This is a genomic window from Rhodobacter maris, from assembly GCF_900217815.1.
Classification (GTDB): Bacteria; Pseudomonadota; Alphaproteobacteria; order Rhodobacterales; family Rhodobacteraceae; genus Rhodobacter; species Rhodobacter maris.
This window is the reverse complement of record NZ_OBMT01000004.1, coordinates 151,588-167,686: the sequence shown is the minus strand read 5'-3', so window position 1 is coordinate 167,686 and position 16,099 is coordinate 151,588. Positions and strand designations below refer to the sequence as shown.

The 16,099-nt window shown below is 66.7% G+C and carries 14 protein-coding genes; 11 read left to right on the top strand and 3 right to left on the bottom strand.

What is annotated here, in order from left to right:
* Positions 1–55: 55 nt before the first annotated feature.
* Positions 56–1,240: a BaiN/RdsA family NAD(P)/FAD-dependent oxidoreductase gene (locus tag CRO22_RS08610; protein WP_097069734.1), complete on the top strand. Its 1,185-nt coding sequence runs from the start codon at positions 56–58 to the stop codon at positions 1,238–1,240.
* 25 nt (positions 1,241–1,265) lie between these two features.
* Here CRO22_RS08610 and kdsA read toward each other — a convergent pair whose 3' ends face one another.
* The 3 genes from kdsA to CRO22_RS08595 are packed head-to-tail and all read right to left on the bottom strand — an operon-like array spanning position 1,266 to position 4,641.
* The gene (gene kdsA / locus CRO22_RS08605) at positions 1,266–2,099 is read right to left on the bottom strand and encodes a 3-deoxy-8-phosphooctulonate synthase (protein ID WP_097069733.1); all 834 of its coding nucleotides are present in this window, start codon (positions 2,097–2,099) and stop codon (positions 1,266–1,268) included.
* 30 nt (positions 2,100–2,129) lie between these two features.
* On the bottom strand, positions 2,130–4,004 hold the full coding sequence (locus CRO22_RS08600; RefSeq protein ID WP_097069732.1) for a capsule biosynthesis protein: 1,875 nt from the start codon (positions 4,002–4,004) through the stop codon (positions 2,130–2,132).
* Positions 3,988–4,641, bottom strand: a complete 654-nt coding sequence (locus CRO22_RS08595; protein WP_097069731.1) for an ABC transporter ATP-binding protein — start codon at positions 4,639–4,641, stop codon at positions 3,988–3,990. The genes CRO22_RS08600 and CRO22_RS08595 overlap by 17 nt, the downstream gene beginning before the upstream one ends.
* Positions 4,642–4,840: 199 nt before the next feature.
* On the opposite strand from CRO22_RS08595, the gene CRO22_RS08590 reads away from it, so the two are divergent.
* From CRO22_RS08590 to CRO22_RS08545, 10 genes are all read left to right on the top strand, one after another.
* Positions 4,841–5,449, top strand: coding sequence for a uracil-DNA glycosylase family protein (locus CRO22_RS08590; RefSeq protein WP_097069730.1), 609 nt, complete (start codon positions 4,841–4,843; stop codon positions 5,447–5,449).
* Positions 5,436–6,233 carry an SseB family protein gene (locus CRO22_RS08585; RefSeq protein ID WP_097069729.1) on the top strand — a complete coding sequence of 266 codons (798 nt, stop codon included), beginning with the start codon at positions 5,436–5,438 and terminating at the stop codon, positions 6,231–6,233. Before CRO22_RS08590 ends, CRO22_RS08585 begins: the two co-directional genes overlap by 14 nt.
* 94 nt (positions 6,234–6,327) lie before the next feature.
* A complete protein-coding gene (locus CRO22_RS08580) occupies positions 6,328–7,761 on the top strand; it encodes an FAD-linked oxidase C-terminal domain-containing protein (protein ID WP_097069728.1) in 1,434 nt (477 codons plus the stop codon).
* Positions 7,762–7,817: 56 nt separating this feature from the next.
* Positions 7,818–8,891 (top strand): FAD-binding protein, encoded by a 1,074-nt coding sequence (locus CRO22_RS08575; RefSeq protein ID WP_097069727.1) that lies wholly within the window; start codon positions 7,818–7,820, stop codon positions 8,889–8,891.
* Positions 8,891–10,171 carry a glycolate oxidase subunit GlcF gene (gene glcF, locus CRO22_RS08570; RefSeq protein ID WP_097069726.1) on the top strand — a complete coding sequence of 427 codons (1,281 nt, stop codon included), beginning with the start codon at positions 8,891–8,893 and terminating at the stop codon, positions 10,169–10,171. The genes CRO22_RS08575 and glcF overlap by 1 nt, the downstream gene beginning before the upstream one ends.
* Before the next feature lie 51 nt (positions 10,172–10,222).
* The gene (locus CRO22_RS08565) at positions 10,223–11,014 is read left to right on the top strand and encodes a trypsin-like serine peptidase (RefSeq protein WP_097069725.1); all 792 of its coding nucleotides are present in this window, start codon (positions 10,223–10,225) and stop codon (positions 11,012–11,014) included.
* 181 nt (positions 11,015–11,195) lie between these two features.
* Positions 11,196–11,678, top strand: a complete 483-nt coding sequence (locus CRO22_RS08560; RefSeq protein ID WP_097069724.1) for an Hsp20 family protein — start codon at positions 11,196–11,198, stop codon at positions 11,676–11,678.
* Between the two features lie 142 nt (positions 11,679–11,820).
* The gene (locus tag CRO22_RS08555) at positions 11,821–13,011 is read left to right on the top strand and encodes an MFS transporter (RefSeq protein ID WP_097069723.1); all 1,191 of its coding nucleotides are present in this window, start codon (positions 11,821–11,823) and stop codon (positions 13,009–13,011) included.
* 106 nt (positions 13,012–13,117) lie between these two features.
* The gene (locus tag CRO22_RS08550; RefSeq protein ID WP_097069722.1) at positions 13,118–14,140 is read left to right on the top strand and encodes an aspartate-semialdehyde dehydrogenase; all 1,023 of its coding nucleotides are present in this window, start codon (positions 13,118–13,120) and stop codon (positions 14,138–14,140) included.
* 107 nt (positions 14,141–14,247) lie between these two features.
* On the top strand, positions 14,248–15,855 hold the full coding sequence (locus CRO22_RS08545; protein WP_097069721.1) for a DUF4139 domain-containing protein: 1,608 nt from the start codon (positions 14,248–14,250) through the stop codon (positions 15,853–15,855).
* Positions 15,856–16,099: the final 244 nt, after the last annotated feature.

The following is a 16,099-nucleotide window of genomic DNA, read 5'->3' as shown; positions in this document are numbered from 1 at the left end:
AGGAAAATGCGCGAAATTCGTTGCCTTTTCGCGCGCGCGCAGGCAGGCACGGGGAATGAGTACATTCGATGCAATCATCCTGGGCGCCGGTGCGGCGGGGCTCTTTTGCGGCGTTGAAGCCGCGGCGCGCGGGCGGCGTGTTGTCGTGCTCGACCATGCCGCGCGGCCGGGGGAAAAGATCCGCATTTCCGGCGGCGGGCGATGCAACTTCACCAACCAGTCGCTGACACGTCAAAACGCGCCAGAGCGATTCCTGTCGGAAAATCCGCGCTTTGCGCTTTCGGCCCTGTCGCGCTTCACGGCGCGGGACATGATCGCGCGGATCGAGGCGGCGGGCATCCCCTGGCATGAGAAACACTCGGGCCAGCTCTTCTTTGATGGCAAGGCGCACCGGCTTGTCGAGCATTTCTGTGCCGCCCTGCCGGAGGGGGCGCTGCGCCTTGGCGTGGCGGTCGAGGCGGTGGACCGCGCGGCGGAGGGCTTCGTGGTGAGGACCTCCGAGGGGGAGTTGCGCGCGCCGCGGGTGATCGTGGCCACGGGTGGCAAATCGATCCCGAAAATCGGCGCGAGCGGGCTTGGTTACAAGATTGCCGAAAGCTTTGGGCTCCGCGTCACCGAAACCCGCCCCGGCCTCGTGCCGCTCACCTTTGCCGAGCAGGATCTGGCGCGCACGGCGCCGCTGGCGGGCATCAGCTTGCCCGCACGCGTGCGCGTGGCCAAGCGCGTTTTTGACGAGGCGCTGCTCTTCACCCATCGCGGCCTCTCCGGCCCGGCGATCCTGCAGGCCTCGAGCTACTGGCAGCCGGGGGAGGGGCTCACCATCGACCTCGCGCCGGGTCGCGACCTTGTGGCCGAACTCGCCGCGATCCGCGCCGAGACCGGCCGGATCGCGGTGCAGACGGCGCTGGCGCGGCTCCTGCCGGAAAAGCTCGCGCAGGTTCTGGTGGCCGAGTCGGGGGTTTCCGGGCGGCTCGCCGATCTCTCCAACCGCGCGCTCGGCCCGCTCGTCTCCCGCGCACAGGACTGGCAGATCCGCCCGGTCGGCAGCGAGGGCTACCGCACCGCCGAGGTGACGGTGGGCGGCGTGGCGACCGAGGCGCTCGACGCGAAGACGCTGGAAGCGAAGGCGATCCCGGGGCTCCATTTCATCGGCGAGGTGGTCGATGTGACGGGCTGGCTCGGCGGCTATAATTTCCAGTGGGCCTGGTCTTCCGCCTGGGCGGCGGCGCAAGTGATCTGAGCGGGCAGCGCCCCCGCAGACTTGGTTAGAGGCGGATCGGGTCTTCTTTCGCGAGCCGATCAAAGGCCATCAGCGAGGCCATCAGCTTCGGCATCTGATCCAGCGCGATCATGTTCGGCCCGTCCGAGGGGGCCGTGTCGGGGGCCTCATGTGTTTCTATGAAGACCCCGGCGATGCCAAGGCTCACCGCGGCGCGCGCCATCACCGGCGCCATCTCGCGCTGCCCGCCCGAGGCGCCGCCGAGCCCGCCGGGTTGCTGCACCGAATGGGTTGCATCCATGATCACCGGATAGCCGGTCTTCATCATCGTCGGCAGGCCGCGCATGTCGGCCACGAGCGTGTTGTAGCCGAAAGAACTCCCGCGCTCGGTGAGCAGGATCCGCTCATTGCCGGTCGAGGCGACCTTTTCGGCCACATTCGGCATGTCCCAGGGCGCGAGGAACTGGCCCTTCTTGATGTTCACCACCCGCCCGGTATCGCCCGCGGCGAGCAAAAGGTCGGTCTGGCGGCAGAGAAAGGCCGGGATCTGGATCACATCGACCACTTGCGCCACCACGCGCGCCTGTTCCGCATCGTGGATGTCGGTCAGCACCGGGCAGCCGAGCTTGGCGCGCACCGTCTCCAGCACCGCAAGCCCGGCATCCAGCCCGAGCCCGCGCTTGCCTTTGAGGCTGGTGCGGTTGGCCTTGTCATAGCTGCCCTTGAAGATGAACTGCGCCCCGTTGGCGGCGCAGATCTCTGCCATCCGCTCCGCGATCATCATCGCATGGGCGAGGCTTTCGAGCTGGCAGGGCCCCGCGATCACGGTGAGCGGCTGGTCGTTGCCGATGCGCAGCCGGTCGAGGGCTATCGTCTTCATGGGGCCTCCTGAGGGTCTAGGGCCGGCCGTTCAGCTCGAAACCTGTTCGCGCAGGATCGAGGCGGTCAGCGACAGCATCAGGTAAATACCCGAAAAGATCAGAAAGGCCAGCAGCGTATCCTCGAAAGCGCGCGGATAGGTGGGTTCATCCGGCGCCACCGGCCGCACGCCTGTCTCAAGGTAGCGCACCTGCTTGTTCGCCTCGATCCGCGCCACCTCCATCTGTTGTGCGGCGGCCGCGAGCAATTGCTGGCGCGTGGCCAGCTCCGCTTCGGCGATGCGCAACTGCCCGGTGACGGCTGCGAGCGATTCGGTCGAGCCGGTGCGTTCGGTGAGCTGCTTGCGCAGATCGACAATCAGCCCCTCAAGCCGGGCGATATCGCCTTTCACCCCGGCCACGCGCGCCTGGCTCGGGCTGGCGTTATCCAGAAGCTGGCCGAGTTCGAGCCGTTTCTTCTGCAATTCGGTCTCGAAAGCCGTCACCTGGCTCATCACCGCGCTGCTCTCGGCCAGCGGGTCGAGGATGCCCACCTTCTCTTGCAGATCGAGCACTTTTGCCTGGGCGGCAAAGACTTTTGCCTCGGCATCGGCATAGCTTTCCCGGGCGCCGCGCATCTGGTCTTCGCGCAGCCGCGAGGTGAGTTTGTCGACCTGTTCCTCGGCATAGGAGATCAGCGCTTCGGAAAACGCCTTCGACACGGCCGGATCAGCGGCAACAACCTCCATCCGCACCACCCCCTCGGACGGATCGTAACCGATTTTCACATTGCGTTTGAAGACCTTGTAGGCCGCCTCGTTGGTGGCATCGGTGTCGAGCCGTTGCAGCGGGTCGATGCCGGGCTGCGCGAAATGCTCCTTGAAATGCTTGTCAGCCTCGAGCCGCATCATCGCGTCGCGTGATTGCAGGAAGCTCTGCACCGTCACCGAATCCTGGTTGGTGGCGAGCTGGGTGCCGGAGAAGAGCGAGCCGAGCCCCGAAGCGCCCGACATGCCATCGGCTTTCTGGATCACGAATTCGGTTTTCGTCGCATACATCGGCGTGGCGATGACAAAGTAGTACCAGCCCGCGATCAGCGTCGGCAAAAACACGAAGAAGGCCAGTCGCGCGGCCAGAAGGGCCAGCCGGTGGCGGCGGCGTTTGGCGATGTCGCGCTGGATGCGGATGATTTCGCGGGCCCGTGCGCCCTCGTCGAGAGGTGCGCCCTGCGGCGCGGGAAGCGGTGCGCCCGATGTGGTCTGCGGCAGTTGCACGCGAGAATCGGCCCCCGCACTCTCGATCCGGGCAAGCGCCTGCGAGCCGGTGGAGCCCTGCGTCGCGAGAGCGGGGATCGCGCGCGCGGTCGCCTCTGCCACCGCCACCTCGTTCGCCTTTTCTAGCGCGAGCAGCGCGCCGCGGTCGAACGGATCGATGCCGCGCCGACGCAGGATCCGCACCGCCTCAAAATCAGACGTGGCCTCGATTCCATGTTTTTGCGCGGTGCGGCGCGCGAGCCGCAATTGCCGCCCCGTCAGCCCCTCGGCGCGGATCGCCTCGATCTCCTCTTCGGAGGTTTGCTCCTTCGGCGCGAGGATCTGCGGTTCCGCCGCGTCTTGCGGCTTCACCCCGGCTGCGGCGCCGTCTTCCGTGCCGGTCTCATCGGCCTTGCGCGGCGCGGCGGTGGGAAAGACCTGATCGCCGAAGCCATCGTCTTGCGGCTCGAACAGGCGCATCGGATCGACCGAGGGGGCGGGCTGGTTCGCGGCAGGGAGCGTGGCCGCGTTCGGCCCGGCGGCCTCGGCCCGGCGGCGCAACATGGTTTCGAGCGCATTTCGCCGGATCGCCGGCTCCGGAGCGGCGAGGGGGGCCGGATCCTCGGCACTGGCGATGCGGATGCGGTAACGTGCGGCCTTAGGCATGGTAATCATACATCCGTTTTGCTTCTTCGAGCGTGTCGAACAGGTAAAGCTGGCCGTCGCGCAGCACCGCCGCGCTGCGGCAGAATTTCTCCAGCGTGCTGGCCTGGTGCGAGACGACGACGACAGTGGCATCCTGGAGCCGGTCGCGCAGGATCGAGCCTGCCTTGCGATTGAACTCCACATCGGTGGTCGAGGGCATGCCCTCGTCGATCAGATAAATGTCGAATTCGAGCGCGAGCAGCAGCGAAAACGTCAGCCGCGATCGCATGCCCTGGCTGTAGGTGCCGACCGGCATGTCGAAATATTCCTCGATGCCGCAAAGCCAGCGGCAGAAAGCCTCGACATAATCGGGGTCGAGCTCATAGAGCCTTGCGATATACCGCACATTCTCGCGCGCGGTGTGGCGGTTCACCACCCCGCCCATGAAGCCGAGCGGAAACGACACCCGGCAACTCTTGCGGATCTCCCCCTCATCGGGTTTTTCGAGCCCGGCCATCATGTTGATGATCGTGGTCTTGCCCGCGCCGTTGGGCGCAAGGATGCCAAGCGAATTCCCCAGTTCGACCCGGAACGAGGCCTGATCGAGGATCACCTTCCGTTGTTTTCCGGTCCAGAAGGACTTGCTGACGTTGTTAAACTCGAGCATTGCCCCGGTCCGGTTCCTTGCTGCCTGCGACGCCTTTGCACGGCGCATTGCGCGTAATTTTTCACGCGCTATCGTGGTGATTGTGATCGCAACTGGTGGAGAATTTCTTAGGAAGGGTTTTGGGCGACATTATGTCCGAAACGGAGCGGGCGCGGTACGCCGCGGTATTCTGTTGCGGCTTGCGAAACGAAGCCGGGCAATGAACGGGACGGGAAAAGCGCCGGATCTGGCGCGCGAGATCGAGGGCTGCCGCCTTTGCGCGGCGCGTTTTGCGGCGACGGCCAGCGCGCATACGCCGCGTCCGGTGGTGTGGTTTCGGCCCGGCGCGCGGCTCCTGATCGTCGGGCAGGCGCCGGGGGCGCGGGTGCATCAATCTGGGCGGCCCTTCACCGACCCTTCGGGCGTGCGGCTGCGGGACTGGATGGGGATCGACGCAGACACTTTTTATGATCTCGACCGCATTGCCATTGTGCCGATGGCCTTCTGCTTTCCGGGCTATGATGCGAAGGGCGCCGATCTGCCGCCCCCCAAGCTCTGCGCCGAGACGTGGCGCGCGCGGGTGCTTGCGGCGCTTGGGCCCTTTGAGACAACGCTCTTGGTCGGTGGGGCGGCGATCCGGTGGCATCTGGGCGAGAGGGGGCTGACGCAGGCGGTGGCGGGCTGGAAAACGCATGCGCCCCGCGTCTTTCCCTTGCCGCATCCCTCCTGGCGCAATACGGGATGGCTTAAACGCAATCCCTGGTTTGCCGCGGAGGTGCTGCCCGCCTTGCGCGCCCGGGTGAAGGAGGTGCTCGATGACGCCCTATGACCGCGCCCATGCGGCGATGGAGAACGACCCCGAAAACGAGGCCTTGCGGCTCGCCGTCTATGACCGGCTCGCGGATGCCGAATTGTTCGTCCTGCTGGAAGAAGAACCCGAGGGCGAGGATATCACGCCGCAGGTCTTTGCCACCGAGGATGGCGATTTCATCCTTGCCTTCGACCTTGAGGAGCGGCTCGCGGCCTTTGTCGGCGCGCCCGCGCCCTATGCGGCGCTGCCCGGCCGGGTGATTGCGCAAAACCTCGCAGGCGAGGCGGTGGGGCTCGGCATCAATCTGGGCGTGGCCGATTCTGCGATGCTGCTTCCGCCCGAGGCGCTGGAATGGCTCACCCACACGCTCACCCATGCGCCCGAGGCCACCTCGGCCCGGCCCGTGTCCTTTGAGGCGCCAAGCCTTCCGCCCGCGGTGCTCGGTCTGCTGCTTCCCGCGTTCGAGGCGAAATTCGAGCAGATCGCCGGGCTTGCCACCGATGCGCTTCTGGGCGGCGTGACCTATGAAGGCGGCGGGCGCGGCCATGTGCTCGCCTTTCTTGGGGCGCCCGAACCTGCGCAGCCCGGCATTGCCAAGGCGATGGCCGAGGCTCTGGTGTTTTCGGGGCTTGAGGCCGGGGCGATCGACGTGACCTTTCTGGCCGAGGATGATCCCGCCACGGACGTGCTTCTGGAGAAGGCGTTGGTGCTGCATCTGCCTGAGCGCGTTGAAGAAGAGGTGCAGGAGCTTGGCCGCACGCCCCCCGGCATGGACCCGGATAAACCGCCGATTCTGCGGTGATCCTGCGCTGATCTGCCCCGCCGCCCGGTGACGTTTCAGTTGCGCGAATCCCTTCAATTGGTCATCAAGTTTGACCAGAGTGGGAGGAGAGCTCATGGAAATGCCGGTTCCCAGCGCCAAGGTGCTGGCCGATAAGGCGCGCATCGTCAAACGCCTGCGCAAGGTGCTGCCGCGCGATGCGGTGATCGACGATCCCGCCGAGACGCGCGCCTATGAATGTGATGCGCTTTCCGCCTATCGCTGCGCGCCGCTCGCGGTGGTGCTGCCGCGCACCACTGAGGAAGTCGCCGCCTGTCTCAAGCTTCTCCACGAGTTGCGGGTGCCGGTGGTGCCGCGCGGCGCGGGCACCTCGCTTGCGGGCGGCTCCATGCCCTCCGCCGATGCGGTGGTGCTTGGCCTTGCACGGATGAACCGGGTGCTCGAGATCGACACCGAAAACCGCTTCATCCGGGTTGAGGCGGGGCGCACCAACCTCTCCGTCACCGGCGCCATCGAGGGGCAGGGCTGGTTTTATGCGCCCGACCCCTCCAGCCAGCTTGCCTGCGCGATTGCGGGCAATATCGGCATGAATTCGGGCGGCGCACATTGCCTGAAATACGGGGTGACGACGAACAATCTGATGGGCGTCACGCTGGTCACCATGCAGGGCGAAGTGGTGACGATCGGCGGCCCCTGGTGCGATGCGGGCGGGCTCGACCTTCTGGGCGTGATCTGCGGCTCGGAGGGGCAGCTAGGCGTGGTGACCGAGGCGACCTTGCGGATCTTGCGCCAGCCCGAGGGGGCGCGCCCGGTGCTGATCGGGTTCGGGTCAAACGAAGTGGCGGGCGCCTGTGTCGCGGACATCATCCGCGCGGGCATCCTGCCCGTGGCGATCGAATTCATGGACCGCCCCTGCATCGAGGCGACGGAAGCCTTTTGCCATGCCGGCTACCCCGATTGCGAGGCGCTCTTGATCGTCGAATGCGAGGGCTCAGAGGCGGAGATCGCCGAGCAGCTTGGCCTCATTCGCCAGATCGCCACGCGCCACGATCCGGTCGAGTTTCGCGAGGCGCAAAGCCCGGATGAGGCGAAGCGGATCTGGCTCGGGCGCAAATCGGCCTTTGGCGCGATGGGGCAGAAGGGCGATTACATGTGCCTTGACGGCACGATTCCGGTCTCGGCCCTGCCCGAAGTGCTGCGGCGGATCTCCGAGATCTCGCGCGCCTTCGGGCTCGAGGTCGGCAATGTGTTTCATGCGGGCGATGGCAACATGCACCCGCTGATCCTTTACAACGCCAATGAACCGGGCCAGCAGGAGTTGTGCGAGCGGATGGGCGCGGAAATCCTGAAGCTTTGCGTCGAGGCGGGGGGGTGCCTCACCGGCGAACATGGCGTGGGGCTCGAAAAGCGCGATCTGATGGAGGTGCAGTTTGCGCCCGAGGATCTGGAGGCGCAGATGCGGGTGAAGGATGTGTTCGACCCGGCCTGGCTTCTGAACGCAGCGAAAGTCTTTCCGCTCCGGGTCAGCGCAGCGCGGCGCGGGGGGTAAGGGGGCGCTGCCCCCTCGCCCCCGGGATATTTAAGCAAAGTCGAAGGCGAAACGGCATGAGAGTGACGCGCGAGAGCGAACTGGTCGAAGTGGTGCGGGCGGCGACCGCGCCGCTGCACATCACCGGCGGCGGCACGCGGCCGGTGGGGCGGGGGGAGGGGGCGGCCCTTCAGGTCGCAATCTCGGGCATTACGCTTTACGAGCCGGGCGCGTTGACGCTGATTGCCGGCGCGGGCACGCCTTTGCGGGTTGTCGAGGAAGCAGTCGCGGCCGAGGGGCAGCGGCTCCCGTTCGAGCCGGTGCGCTGGGGCGCCTTGCTCGGCGCCGCGGGGGAGAGCACGATTGGCGGCGTGGTGGCAGCCAATGTCTCCGGGCCGCGGCGCATTCAGGCCGGGGCCTGCCGTGACAGCCTGATCGGGGTGCGGTTCGTCGATGGCACCGGGGCGGCGGTGAAAAACGGCGGGCGCGTGATGAAGAATGTAACGGGCTATGATCTCGTGAAGCTGATGGCGGGCTCCTGGGGCACGCTGGGCGTGCTGAGCGAGGTGGCGTTCAAGCTTTTGCCCGCGGCCCCCGCGCAGGCGAGTTTGGTGATGGATGTGCCCTTGGCCGTGGCGGCAAAGGTGCTGGCGGCGGCGCTGGGATCGCCGTTTGATGTTTCAGGCGCGGGCTGGATGCCGGGTGTGGGCGCGATGGTGCGGCTCGAGGGGCTTGCGGAGTCGGTCGCCTACCGGGCCGGGCGGCTGGCCGAGGTTCTCGCGCCCCATGCGCCGAAGATCTTGCGCGACGAGGGCGCGGGGCTTTGGCGCGATCTGGGCGAGGGAAAGCCCTTGCAGGGGCGCAGGGGCGATCTGTGGCGCTTCTCGGTCAAGCCTTCGGAGGGGCCTCTTGTCGCGGCGCGGCTCGGGGGCGAGGTCGTGCTCGACTGGGGCGGCGGGCTCGTCTGGGCGCTTGTGACGGAGGGCACGGATGCGCGCGCCCTTGCCGCGCCCTATAGCGGCCATGCCACCTGCCTGCGGGGGCCTTTTGCGGCCTTTGAACCCGAACCGGCGCCGCTGGCCGCGCTTGCGCGCGGGCTGCGCGCGCGCTTCGACCCCAAGGGCCTTTTCAACCCCGGAAAGATGGGCTGATGCAGACGTCATTTACCCCCGAGCAACTCGCAGATCCCGGGATTGCGCGCGCCAACGAGATCCTGCGGGCCTGCGTGCATTGCGGCTTTTGCACCGCCACTTGTCCGAGCTATCAGGTGCTGGGCGACGAGCTCGACAGCCCGCGCGGGCGCATTTACCTGATCAAGGAGATGCTGGAGACGGGCCGGCCCGCCGATGCCCGCACCGCCAAGCATATCGACCGCTGCCTCGGGTGCCTTGCCTGCATGACCACCTGCCCCTCGGGCGTGGATTACATGCATCTGATCGACCATGCCCGCGCCCATGTGGAGCGCACCTACAAGCGCCCCGCGGGCGAGCGTTTGTTGCGCTTTTTGCTTGCAAAGATTGTGCCCTATCCGCGCCGGTTCCGCCTTGCGATGAAGGGCGCACGGCTCGCGCGCCCGCTCGCCTTCGTGATGCCGGACAAACGCCTCAAAGCGATGCTCGCACTTGCGCCCGCGCAGCTTCCCAAGCCCTCGAAGAATGACCGCCCGCAGGTCTTTGCTCCGACAGGGCCGCGCCGTTACCGGGTGGCGCTGCAAACGGGCTGCGCGCAAAAGGCGCTCGACACCGATATTAATGATGCGACGATCCGGCTTTTGCGGCGGCTCGGTTGCGAGGTGGTGATCCTGAAGCTTGGCTGCTGCGGTGCGCTGTCCCATCACATGGGGCGCGAGGGCGAGGCCCATGCGCAGGCGGCGGCGAATATCCGCGCCTATGCCGCCGCGGGGCCGCTTGATGCGATCCTCATCAACACCTCGGGCTGTGGCACCACGGTGAAGGATTACGGGGGGATCTTTGAGGGCGATCCGCTGGAAGGGCAGGCGGCACAGGTGGCGGCCCTGGCGAAGGATATCACCGAGTTTCTCGAAACGATTGGCCTGCCGCAAGGCGCGCCCAAAGGCCTGCGCGTGGCCTATCATTCCGCCTGTTCGCTCCAGCATGGCCAGAAGGTGAAAACCGCGCCCAAGGCGCTGCTTGCGGCGGCGGGCTTCGAGGTGGTGGAACCGGCTGACCCGCATCTGTGCTGCGGTTCGGCTGGCACCTACAACCTGCTGCAGCCCGAAATCGCGGGGGAATTGAAGCGCCGCAAGATCGCCACGCTCGAGGCGACGGCGCCGCAGATCATTGCCGCGGGCAATATCGGCTGCATGATGCAGATCGGCTCGGGCATCGGTGTGCCCGTGGTGCATACGGTGCAATTGCTCGACTGGGCGACCGGCGGGCCGAAACCACACGGGCTTGCGGCCTTGCCATAATCTCGCCAAGGCCGCAGGCTAGGCGGAGGACCGGACCGCCCGGAGAGACCCATGCCCCGCCCTGCCTCTACCCTTGTTGCCGCGCTTCTCGGCCTTGCCCTTTGGGCGCCCCTTCCCGGATGGGCCTTCGAGAGCGGGCTGAAGTTGCTCTCCACCGGCACCGACAGCCGCGGCTGGGAGGCGGTGGGGCGGCTTGAGTTGGGCCATGACAGCTTTTGCACCGGCACGCTGATTGCCCCCGATCTGGTGCTGACGGCCGCGCATTGCCTTTACGATCCGGCGAGCGGCCAGATGATCGATGTGGCCGGGATCGAGTTTCGCGCGGGCTGGCGCAATGGCCGCGCCGTGGCCTATCGCCATGCGCGCCGTGCGCTCGCCCATCCGGATTACGTCTATCAGGGGCGCGCGCAATTTGACCGCGTCGCTTGGGATCTGGCGTTGATCGAGCTTGACCAGCCGGTCCACCTGCCGCAGGTGCGCCCCTTCGCCACCGATGCTGCGCCCGAGGAAGGGGCGACCGTGGGCGTGGTCTCCTATGCTCATGACCGTGCCGAGGCGCCCGCGCTGCAAAGCATGTGCAATGTGCTCAAGCGTTCGGGCGAGGTGGTGTTGATGAATTGCGCCGCCGATTTTGGCGCCTCGGGCGCGCCGGTCTTTGCGATGCGGGGCGGGGTGCCAAAAATCGTCTCGGTGGTCTCGGCCAAGGCGGAGCTGCGCGGCGCGCCCGTTTCTCTCGGCACGATGGTCGAAAAAGTCGCCGATCTGCGCGCCGAGATGGAGACGGCAGGGCCCGGCACGCAGGAGATCCGCCGTACGGGCGGGGCGAAATTCGTCCGCCCCTGAGCCTGCGGCGATGGTCCTGAAATTTGAAATTCTCCGCCGCGACAGGTCTTGAAACGCGCCCCGGCGCTTCCCAGATTTTTCTCACCGGGGTGCCACAGAGGGCCCCGGCGCAAATGGCCCGGCCCCGCACGGGGCGGGTCGTGACCCGGAACCTGACATCGCTCAAGAGAGGATGACCCCAATGCGTGCTTTCGACTTTTCGCCCCTCTACCGTGCCACCATCGGCTTCGACCGCGTCGCCGACATGATGGACCGTGTGCTTGCCACCGACATGGCGCAGCCGACCTATCCGCCCTACAATATCGAAAAGACCGATGAGAACGCCTATCGCATCACCATTGCCGTTGCGGGCTTCGGCTCGGATGAACTGGCGGTCGAGCTGCGCGAAGGCGCGCTGATCGTCACCGGCCGCAAGGCCGAGGAGACCGAAGACCGGACCTATCTGCATCGTGGCATCGCCACCCGGGCCTTCGAGCGCCGTTTCGCGCTCGCCGACCACATGAAGGTCACCGGCGCGTCGCACAGCGATGGCATGCTCAATATCGACCTTGTGCGCGAAGTGCCTGAAGCGCTGAAGCCGCGCCGGATCGAGATTGCCGGGCCCGCGCGCCCGCGCGTGAAAACGGTCGAAACCATTCCGGCCCCCGAGGCGCTTGACGCCTGATCGGGGAGCAACCTCCGCGTCTGGGGCGGCCTTCGGGCCGCCCCTTTCGTTTGGCCCATGCACATGCCCCCTTGCACCCGAAGGCCGCCCAAGGCAGCGTGGCACGGCTGCGGGGAGGCGGCGGGTCGGGGAGGGCCGGAGTTTGTATCTGTCGATCGCATTTCTGGTGGCGGGCTATGTGCTCAGCCAGTTTTATCGCGCCTGTCTGGCGGTGCTGACCCCGGTGTTGAAGGCCGAACTGGGCGCCAGCGCCGAAGATCTCGCCATCTCGCTCGGGCTCTGGTATCTCGCCTTCGCGGTGATGCAGATCCCGGTGGGCGAGGCGCTCGACCGGATCGGGCCGCGCCGCACCGTTGGTGTGCTGCTCGCGCTGGGCGGTGGCGGCGGGGCCGCGGCCTTTGCCCTGGCCTCGGGGCCGATGGGCATTCACCTTGCGATGGTGCTGATCGGCATCGGCTGCTCGCCGGTGCTGATGGGCTCTTACTACATCTTCGCGCGCAGTTTTGCGCCTGCGCTTTTCGGCACGCTCGCCGCCGCGGTGATCGGCGTGGGCTCGCTTGGCAACCTTGCCGGCGCCGCCCCCCTGGCTGCCGCGCTCGATGCTTTTGGCTGGCGCCCGACACTCTGGGCGCTCGCGGGGATCACTTTGGCGGTGGCAACCGCGATCTTCACCTTCACCCGCGATCCCGAGCGCATCCTCTCCCGCTCCGGCCCGAAGGGCTCGGTGCTCGACATTTTCCGGCTGCCCGGGTTCTGGCTGATCCTGCCGCTGATCTTTGCCAATTACACCGCCGCCGCCGCAATTCGCGGGCTCTGGGCCGGGCCGTGGCTCAGTGCGCTCCATGGCGCGGATGCGGCGCTGATCGGCACGGTGACGCTCGCAATGGGCGTCGCGATGGTGCTCGGCAATTTCGCCTATGGCCCGGCAGACAAGCTTTTGGGCAGTCACAAGCGTGTGGCGCTTTTGGGCAATACCGTGCTTTGCGTGGCGCTGGGCGCGCTTGCCCTCGCCCCCGATGCGGGGCTGGTGCAGGCAACGGCACTTCTGGCTGCCGTGGGCTTTTTTGGCGCCTCCTTCCCGGTCCTGATGGCGCATGGTCGCGCCTTCCTGCCGCCGCATCTTGTGGGCCGTGGTGTCACCGCGCTCAACCTTGTCTCCATTGCGGGGGCCGGGATCGGGCTCTTCCTCTCCCGCCCGGTCTTTGCCATGGCTTCTGAGGCGGGCGATCCGGTCGCCGCTTACCGCGCGCTTTTCCTCTTTTTCCTCGTGCCGGTGGTGGGGGGGCTCGCGGTCTATCTCTTCGCCCGCGACAGCCGCGATCTTGCACGCTGAGCGCACCGCGCGTTTCCTGCATCACTGACGCGAAATTGGTGCGAATCCCTTTCCAAATCGTGCCATTTCCGTTAGGGGGCAGCGTTCTTTCGAGAAGGAGGCCTAGATGGGCTACAAGGTCGTCGTCGTCGGTGCCACGGGCAACGTTGGCAAGGAAATGCTGAACATTCTCGCCGAGCGCGAGTTTCCGGTCGATGAAATCGCGGCGCTCGCGTCGCGCAAGTCGCTCGGCACGGAAGTCAGCTTCGGCGACCGAACTTTGAAGACCCAGGATCTGGAGCAGTTCGATTTCACCGGCTGGGACATCGCGCTCTTCGCGATCGGCTCGGATGCGACCAAGGTCTATGCGCCGAAGGCGGCATCGCAGGGCTGCGTGGTGATCGACAACTCCTCGCTCTATCGCTACGACCCGGAGATCCCGCTGATCGTGCCGGAAGTGAACGCCGACGATATCGTGCGCTACAAAAACAAGAACATCATCGCGAACCCGAACTGTTCGACCGCGCAGATGGTGGTGGCGCTCAAGCCGCTGCATGACCGCGCGAAGATCAAGCGCGTCGTGGTGGCGACCTATCAATCCGTTTCCGGCACCGGCAAGGAAGCGATTGACGAGCTTTGGGAACAGACCAAGGGCATCTACGTGCCCGGGCAGGAAGTGGCGCCCAAAGTCTACCCCAAACAGATCGCCTTCAACGTGATCCCGCATATCGACGTGTTCCTCGACAGCGGCGAGACCAAGGAAGAGTGGAAGATGGTCGCGGAGACGAAAAAGATCGTCGACCCGTCGATCAAGGTCACCGCAACCTGCGTGCGGGTGCCGGTGTTCGTGGGCCACTCCGAGGCGATCAACATCGAGTTCGAGGACTTCCTTGACTGGGAAGAAGCGACCGAGATCCTGCGCGAGGCGCCCGGTGTGATGGTCGTCGATAAACGCGAGGCGGGGGGCTACATCACGCCGATCGAATGCGTCGGCGAATATGCCACCTATGTCTCGCGCATCCGGCAAGACAGCACGATCGAGAACGGGCTGAACCTGTGGTGCGTGTCGGACAACCTGCGCAAGGGCGCGGCGCTCAACGCGGTGCAGATCGCCGAAGTGCTGGGCCAGCGCTGCCTGAAAAAAGGCTGAGCCGTTCACGGTCGGCTGAGCGAAACGTGAGGGCGCCCGCCGGGGCGCCCTCTTGCTTTTGGCCCGGGCCAAGCGGAACCTGCAGGCATCATTCCCGGGAGGATGCCATGCCCAGACTGCCTTTCGTTTCCGCCATGATGCTGGCCTGTTGCCCTGCGGCGCTTTTCGCCGCGCCCACGGAAGTTTCCGCCCGGATCGAGGCTGTTACGCTCTTTCCCTGGGGGGCACAGGTCACCCGCACGGTGCGCGTGCCCGAGGGCGCAAGCGAGGTGCTAGTGCCGAACCTTCCCGACCACACCGACCCGGCCGCCCTGCGCGTCGCCGCGGATCCGGGGCTGAGCCTTGGCGCGGTGACGCTGATCGATGAGCGACAGCCCGCCGCGGCGGATGTGCCGACACAGGAATTGAAGGCGGCACGCGCCGCGCTGGACGCTGCCGCGGAAGCCTTGGCGGGGCAGCAAGATGACGTCGCGCGACTCAAGGCGGCCGCGACCGCCGCCGCCGCGCAGGTCGATTTTTTCAAAACGATCGACACATCCAGCACCCCGCCCGAGAAGCTGGCCGCGCTTGCGCAAACGGTGGGGGCGGGGGTGCTGGCCGCGCAGCAGGCGCGGGTCGGGGCGCTGGCGCAGGTGCGCCGGGCCGAGGCGGGGCTGAAGCCGGCCCGCGACGCGGTCGAAAAGGCGCGCCGGGCGGTTGAGGCGCTCGAACATCCCGTCACCGGAAGCGATTCGCTCCTGCTCGCGGTTTCCGGCGCCGGGACGTTGACGATCACCACCTATACCGATGCCGCGGGATGGACGCCGAGCTACGATGTGCGGCTCGACAGTGCGGCGGGTCGCCTTGCCTTCGATCGCTTCGTCTCGGTGCACCAGGCCTCGGGTGAGGACTGGTCGGATGTGAGGCTCACGCTTTCGACGGCGCGCCCCTCGGACCGCTCCGAGCCGGGCGAACTCTGGCCCGATCTGCGCCGGATCGCGCCCCCCGAGCTGCCGATGGACCGGAGGGTCAGCATGGCCGCGCCAAAGGTGGCGATGGACGCTTATGAGGCGCCGGTGGTGGAGGCGGCCCCGGTGGCTGAAAACATGGGGGTCGGGATGCAGGGTGAGACGGTTGTCTACACCTATCCGGGCGCGGTCGACATCCGCGATGGAGTGGAGGATCTGCGCCTCAAGCTCGACCGGGTGGACGCGTCTGTCACCGTGCTGGCCGAGGCGGTGCCGATGCTTGAGGAAACGGCCTACCGCGTGGCCGAAGGGGTGAATGGTTCCGAACCGCTTTTGCCTGGCGCGGCCGCGCTCTGGCTCGATGGGGCGATGGTCGGCACGGCGAATCTGCCCTTCACGGCGGCAGGCGACACGCTCCGGCTCGGGTTCGGCGCGATCGACGGGCTGAAACTCAAACGGGTGATCCCGCAGACCAACGAGGGCGACCGCGGCCTGATCTCCAAATCGAACGAGCGCACGGAGCGGGCCGAGATTACCGTGGAGAACCTGACCGGCAAGGCCTGGCCGGTGCGGCTGATCGACCGCGTGCCCTATTCGGAACAGGAAGATCTGCAGATCACGCACAGCGCCACCCCGCCCGAAACGGCATCCGACTGGGATGACAAGCGCGGCCTCCTCGCCTGGGAATTCGATCTCGCCCCGGGCAAGACGCAGGTGGTCACGCTCGAAACGAAAATGCGCTGGCCCGCCGATCAGGATTTGCGCTGAGCGTTCTGCGGCGGCACATGCCGCCGCTTATGGCTTGCGCGGCGGGGGCTTGCCGGGCAGGGGCGGATAGGACGGGGGGGTCTTGAGCCGCTCCAGCATTTGCCGCAAGGTGCCGGGCTGGGGCGGTGCCTCCTCCGGACCGGGCTTGCGGGCCCGCTTGCGCTTGCCTTCCTTGAGCGCAGCGATCTTCTGCGCTGCTTGGCTATAAGGCACCTGAGCGCGGACGTTCTGCGCCTCGCTCAGG

Coding starts and splice junctions, on each gene's coding strand:
- CRO22_RS08610 (WP_097069734.1), top strand. CDS start 56: ATGAGTACATTCGATGCAATCATCCTGGGCGCCGGTGCGGCGGGGCTC.
- kdsA (WP_097069733.1), bottom strand. CDS start 2,099: ATGAAGACGATAGCCCTCGACCGGCTGCGCATCGGCAACGACCAGCCG.
- CRO22_RS08600 (WP_097069732.1), bottom strand. CDS start 4,004: ATGATTACCATGCCTAAGGCCGCACGTTACCGCATCCGCATCGCCAGT.
- CRO22_RS08595 (WP_097069731.1), bottom strand. CDS start 4,641: ATGCTCGAGTTTAACAACGTCAGCAAGTCCTTCTGGACCGGAAAACAA.
- CRO22_RS08590 (WP_097069730.1), top strand. CDS start 4,841: ATGAACGGGACGGGAAAAGCGCCGGATCTGGCGCGCGAGATCGAGGGC.
- CRO22_RS08585 (WP_097069729.1), top strand. CDS start 5,436: ATGACGCCCTATGACCGCGCCCATGCGGCGATGGAGAACGACCCCGAA.
- CRO22_RS08580 (WP_097069728.1), top strand. CDS start 6,328: ATGGAAATGCCGGTTCCCAGCGCCAAGGTGCTGGCCGATAAGGCGCGC.
- CRO22_RS08575 (WP_097069727.1), top strand. CDS start 7,818: ATGAGAGTGACGCGCGAGAGCGAACTGGTCGAAGTGGTGCGGGCGGCG.
- glcF (WP_097069726.1), top strand. CDS start 8,891: ATGCAGACGTCATTTACCCCCGAGCAACTCGCAGATCCCGGGATTGCG.
- CRO22_RS08565 (WP_097069725.1), top strand. CDS start 10,223: ATGCCCCGCCCTGCCTCTACCCTTGTTGCCGCGCTTCTCGGCCTTGCC.
- CRO22_RS08560 (WP_097069724.1), top strand. CDS start 11,196: ATGCGTGCTTTCGACTTTTCGCCCCTCTACCGTGCCACCATCGGCTTC.
- CRO22_RS08550 (WP_097069722.1), top strand. CDS start 13,118: ATGGGCTACAAGGTCGTCGTCGTCGGTGCCACGGGCAACGTTGGCAAG.
- CRO22_RS08545 (WP_097069721.1), top strand. CDS start 14,248: ATGCCCAGACTGCCTTTCGTTTCCGCCATGATGCTGGCCTGTTGCCCT.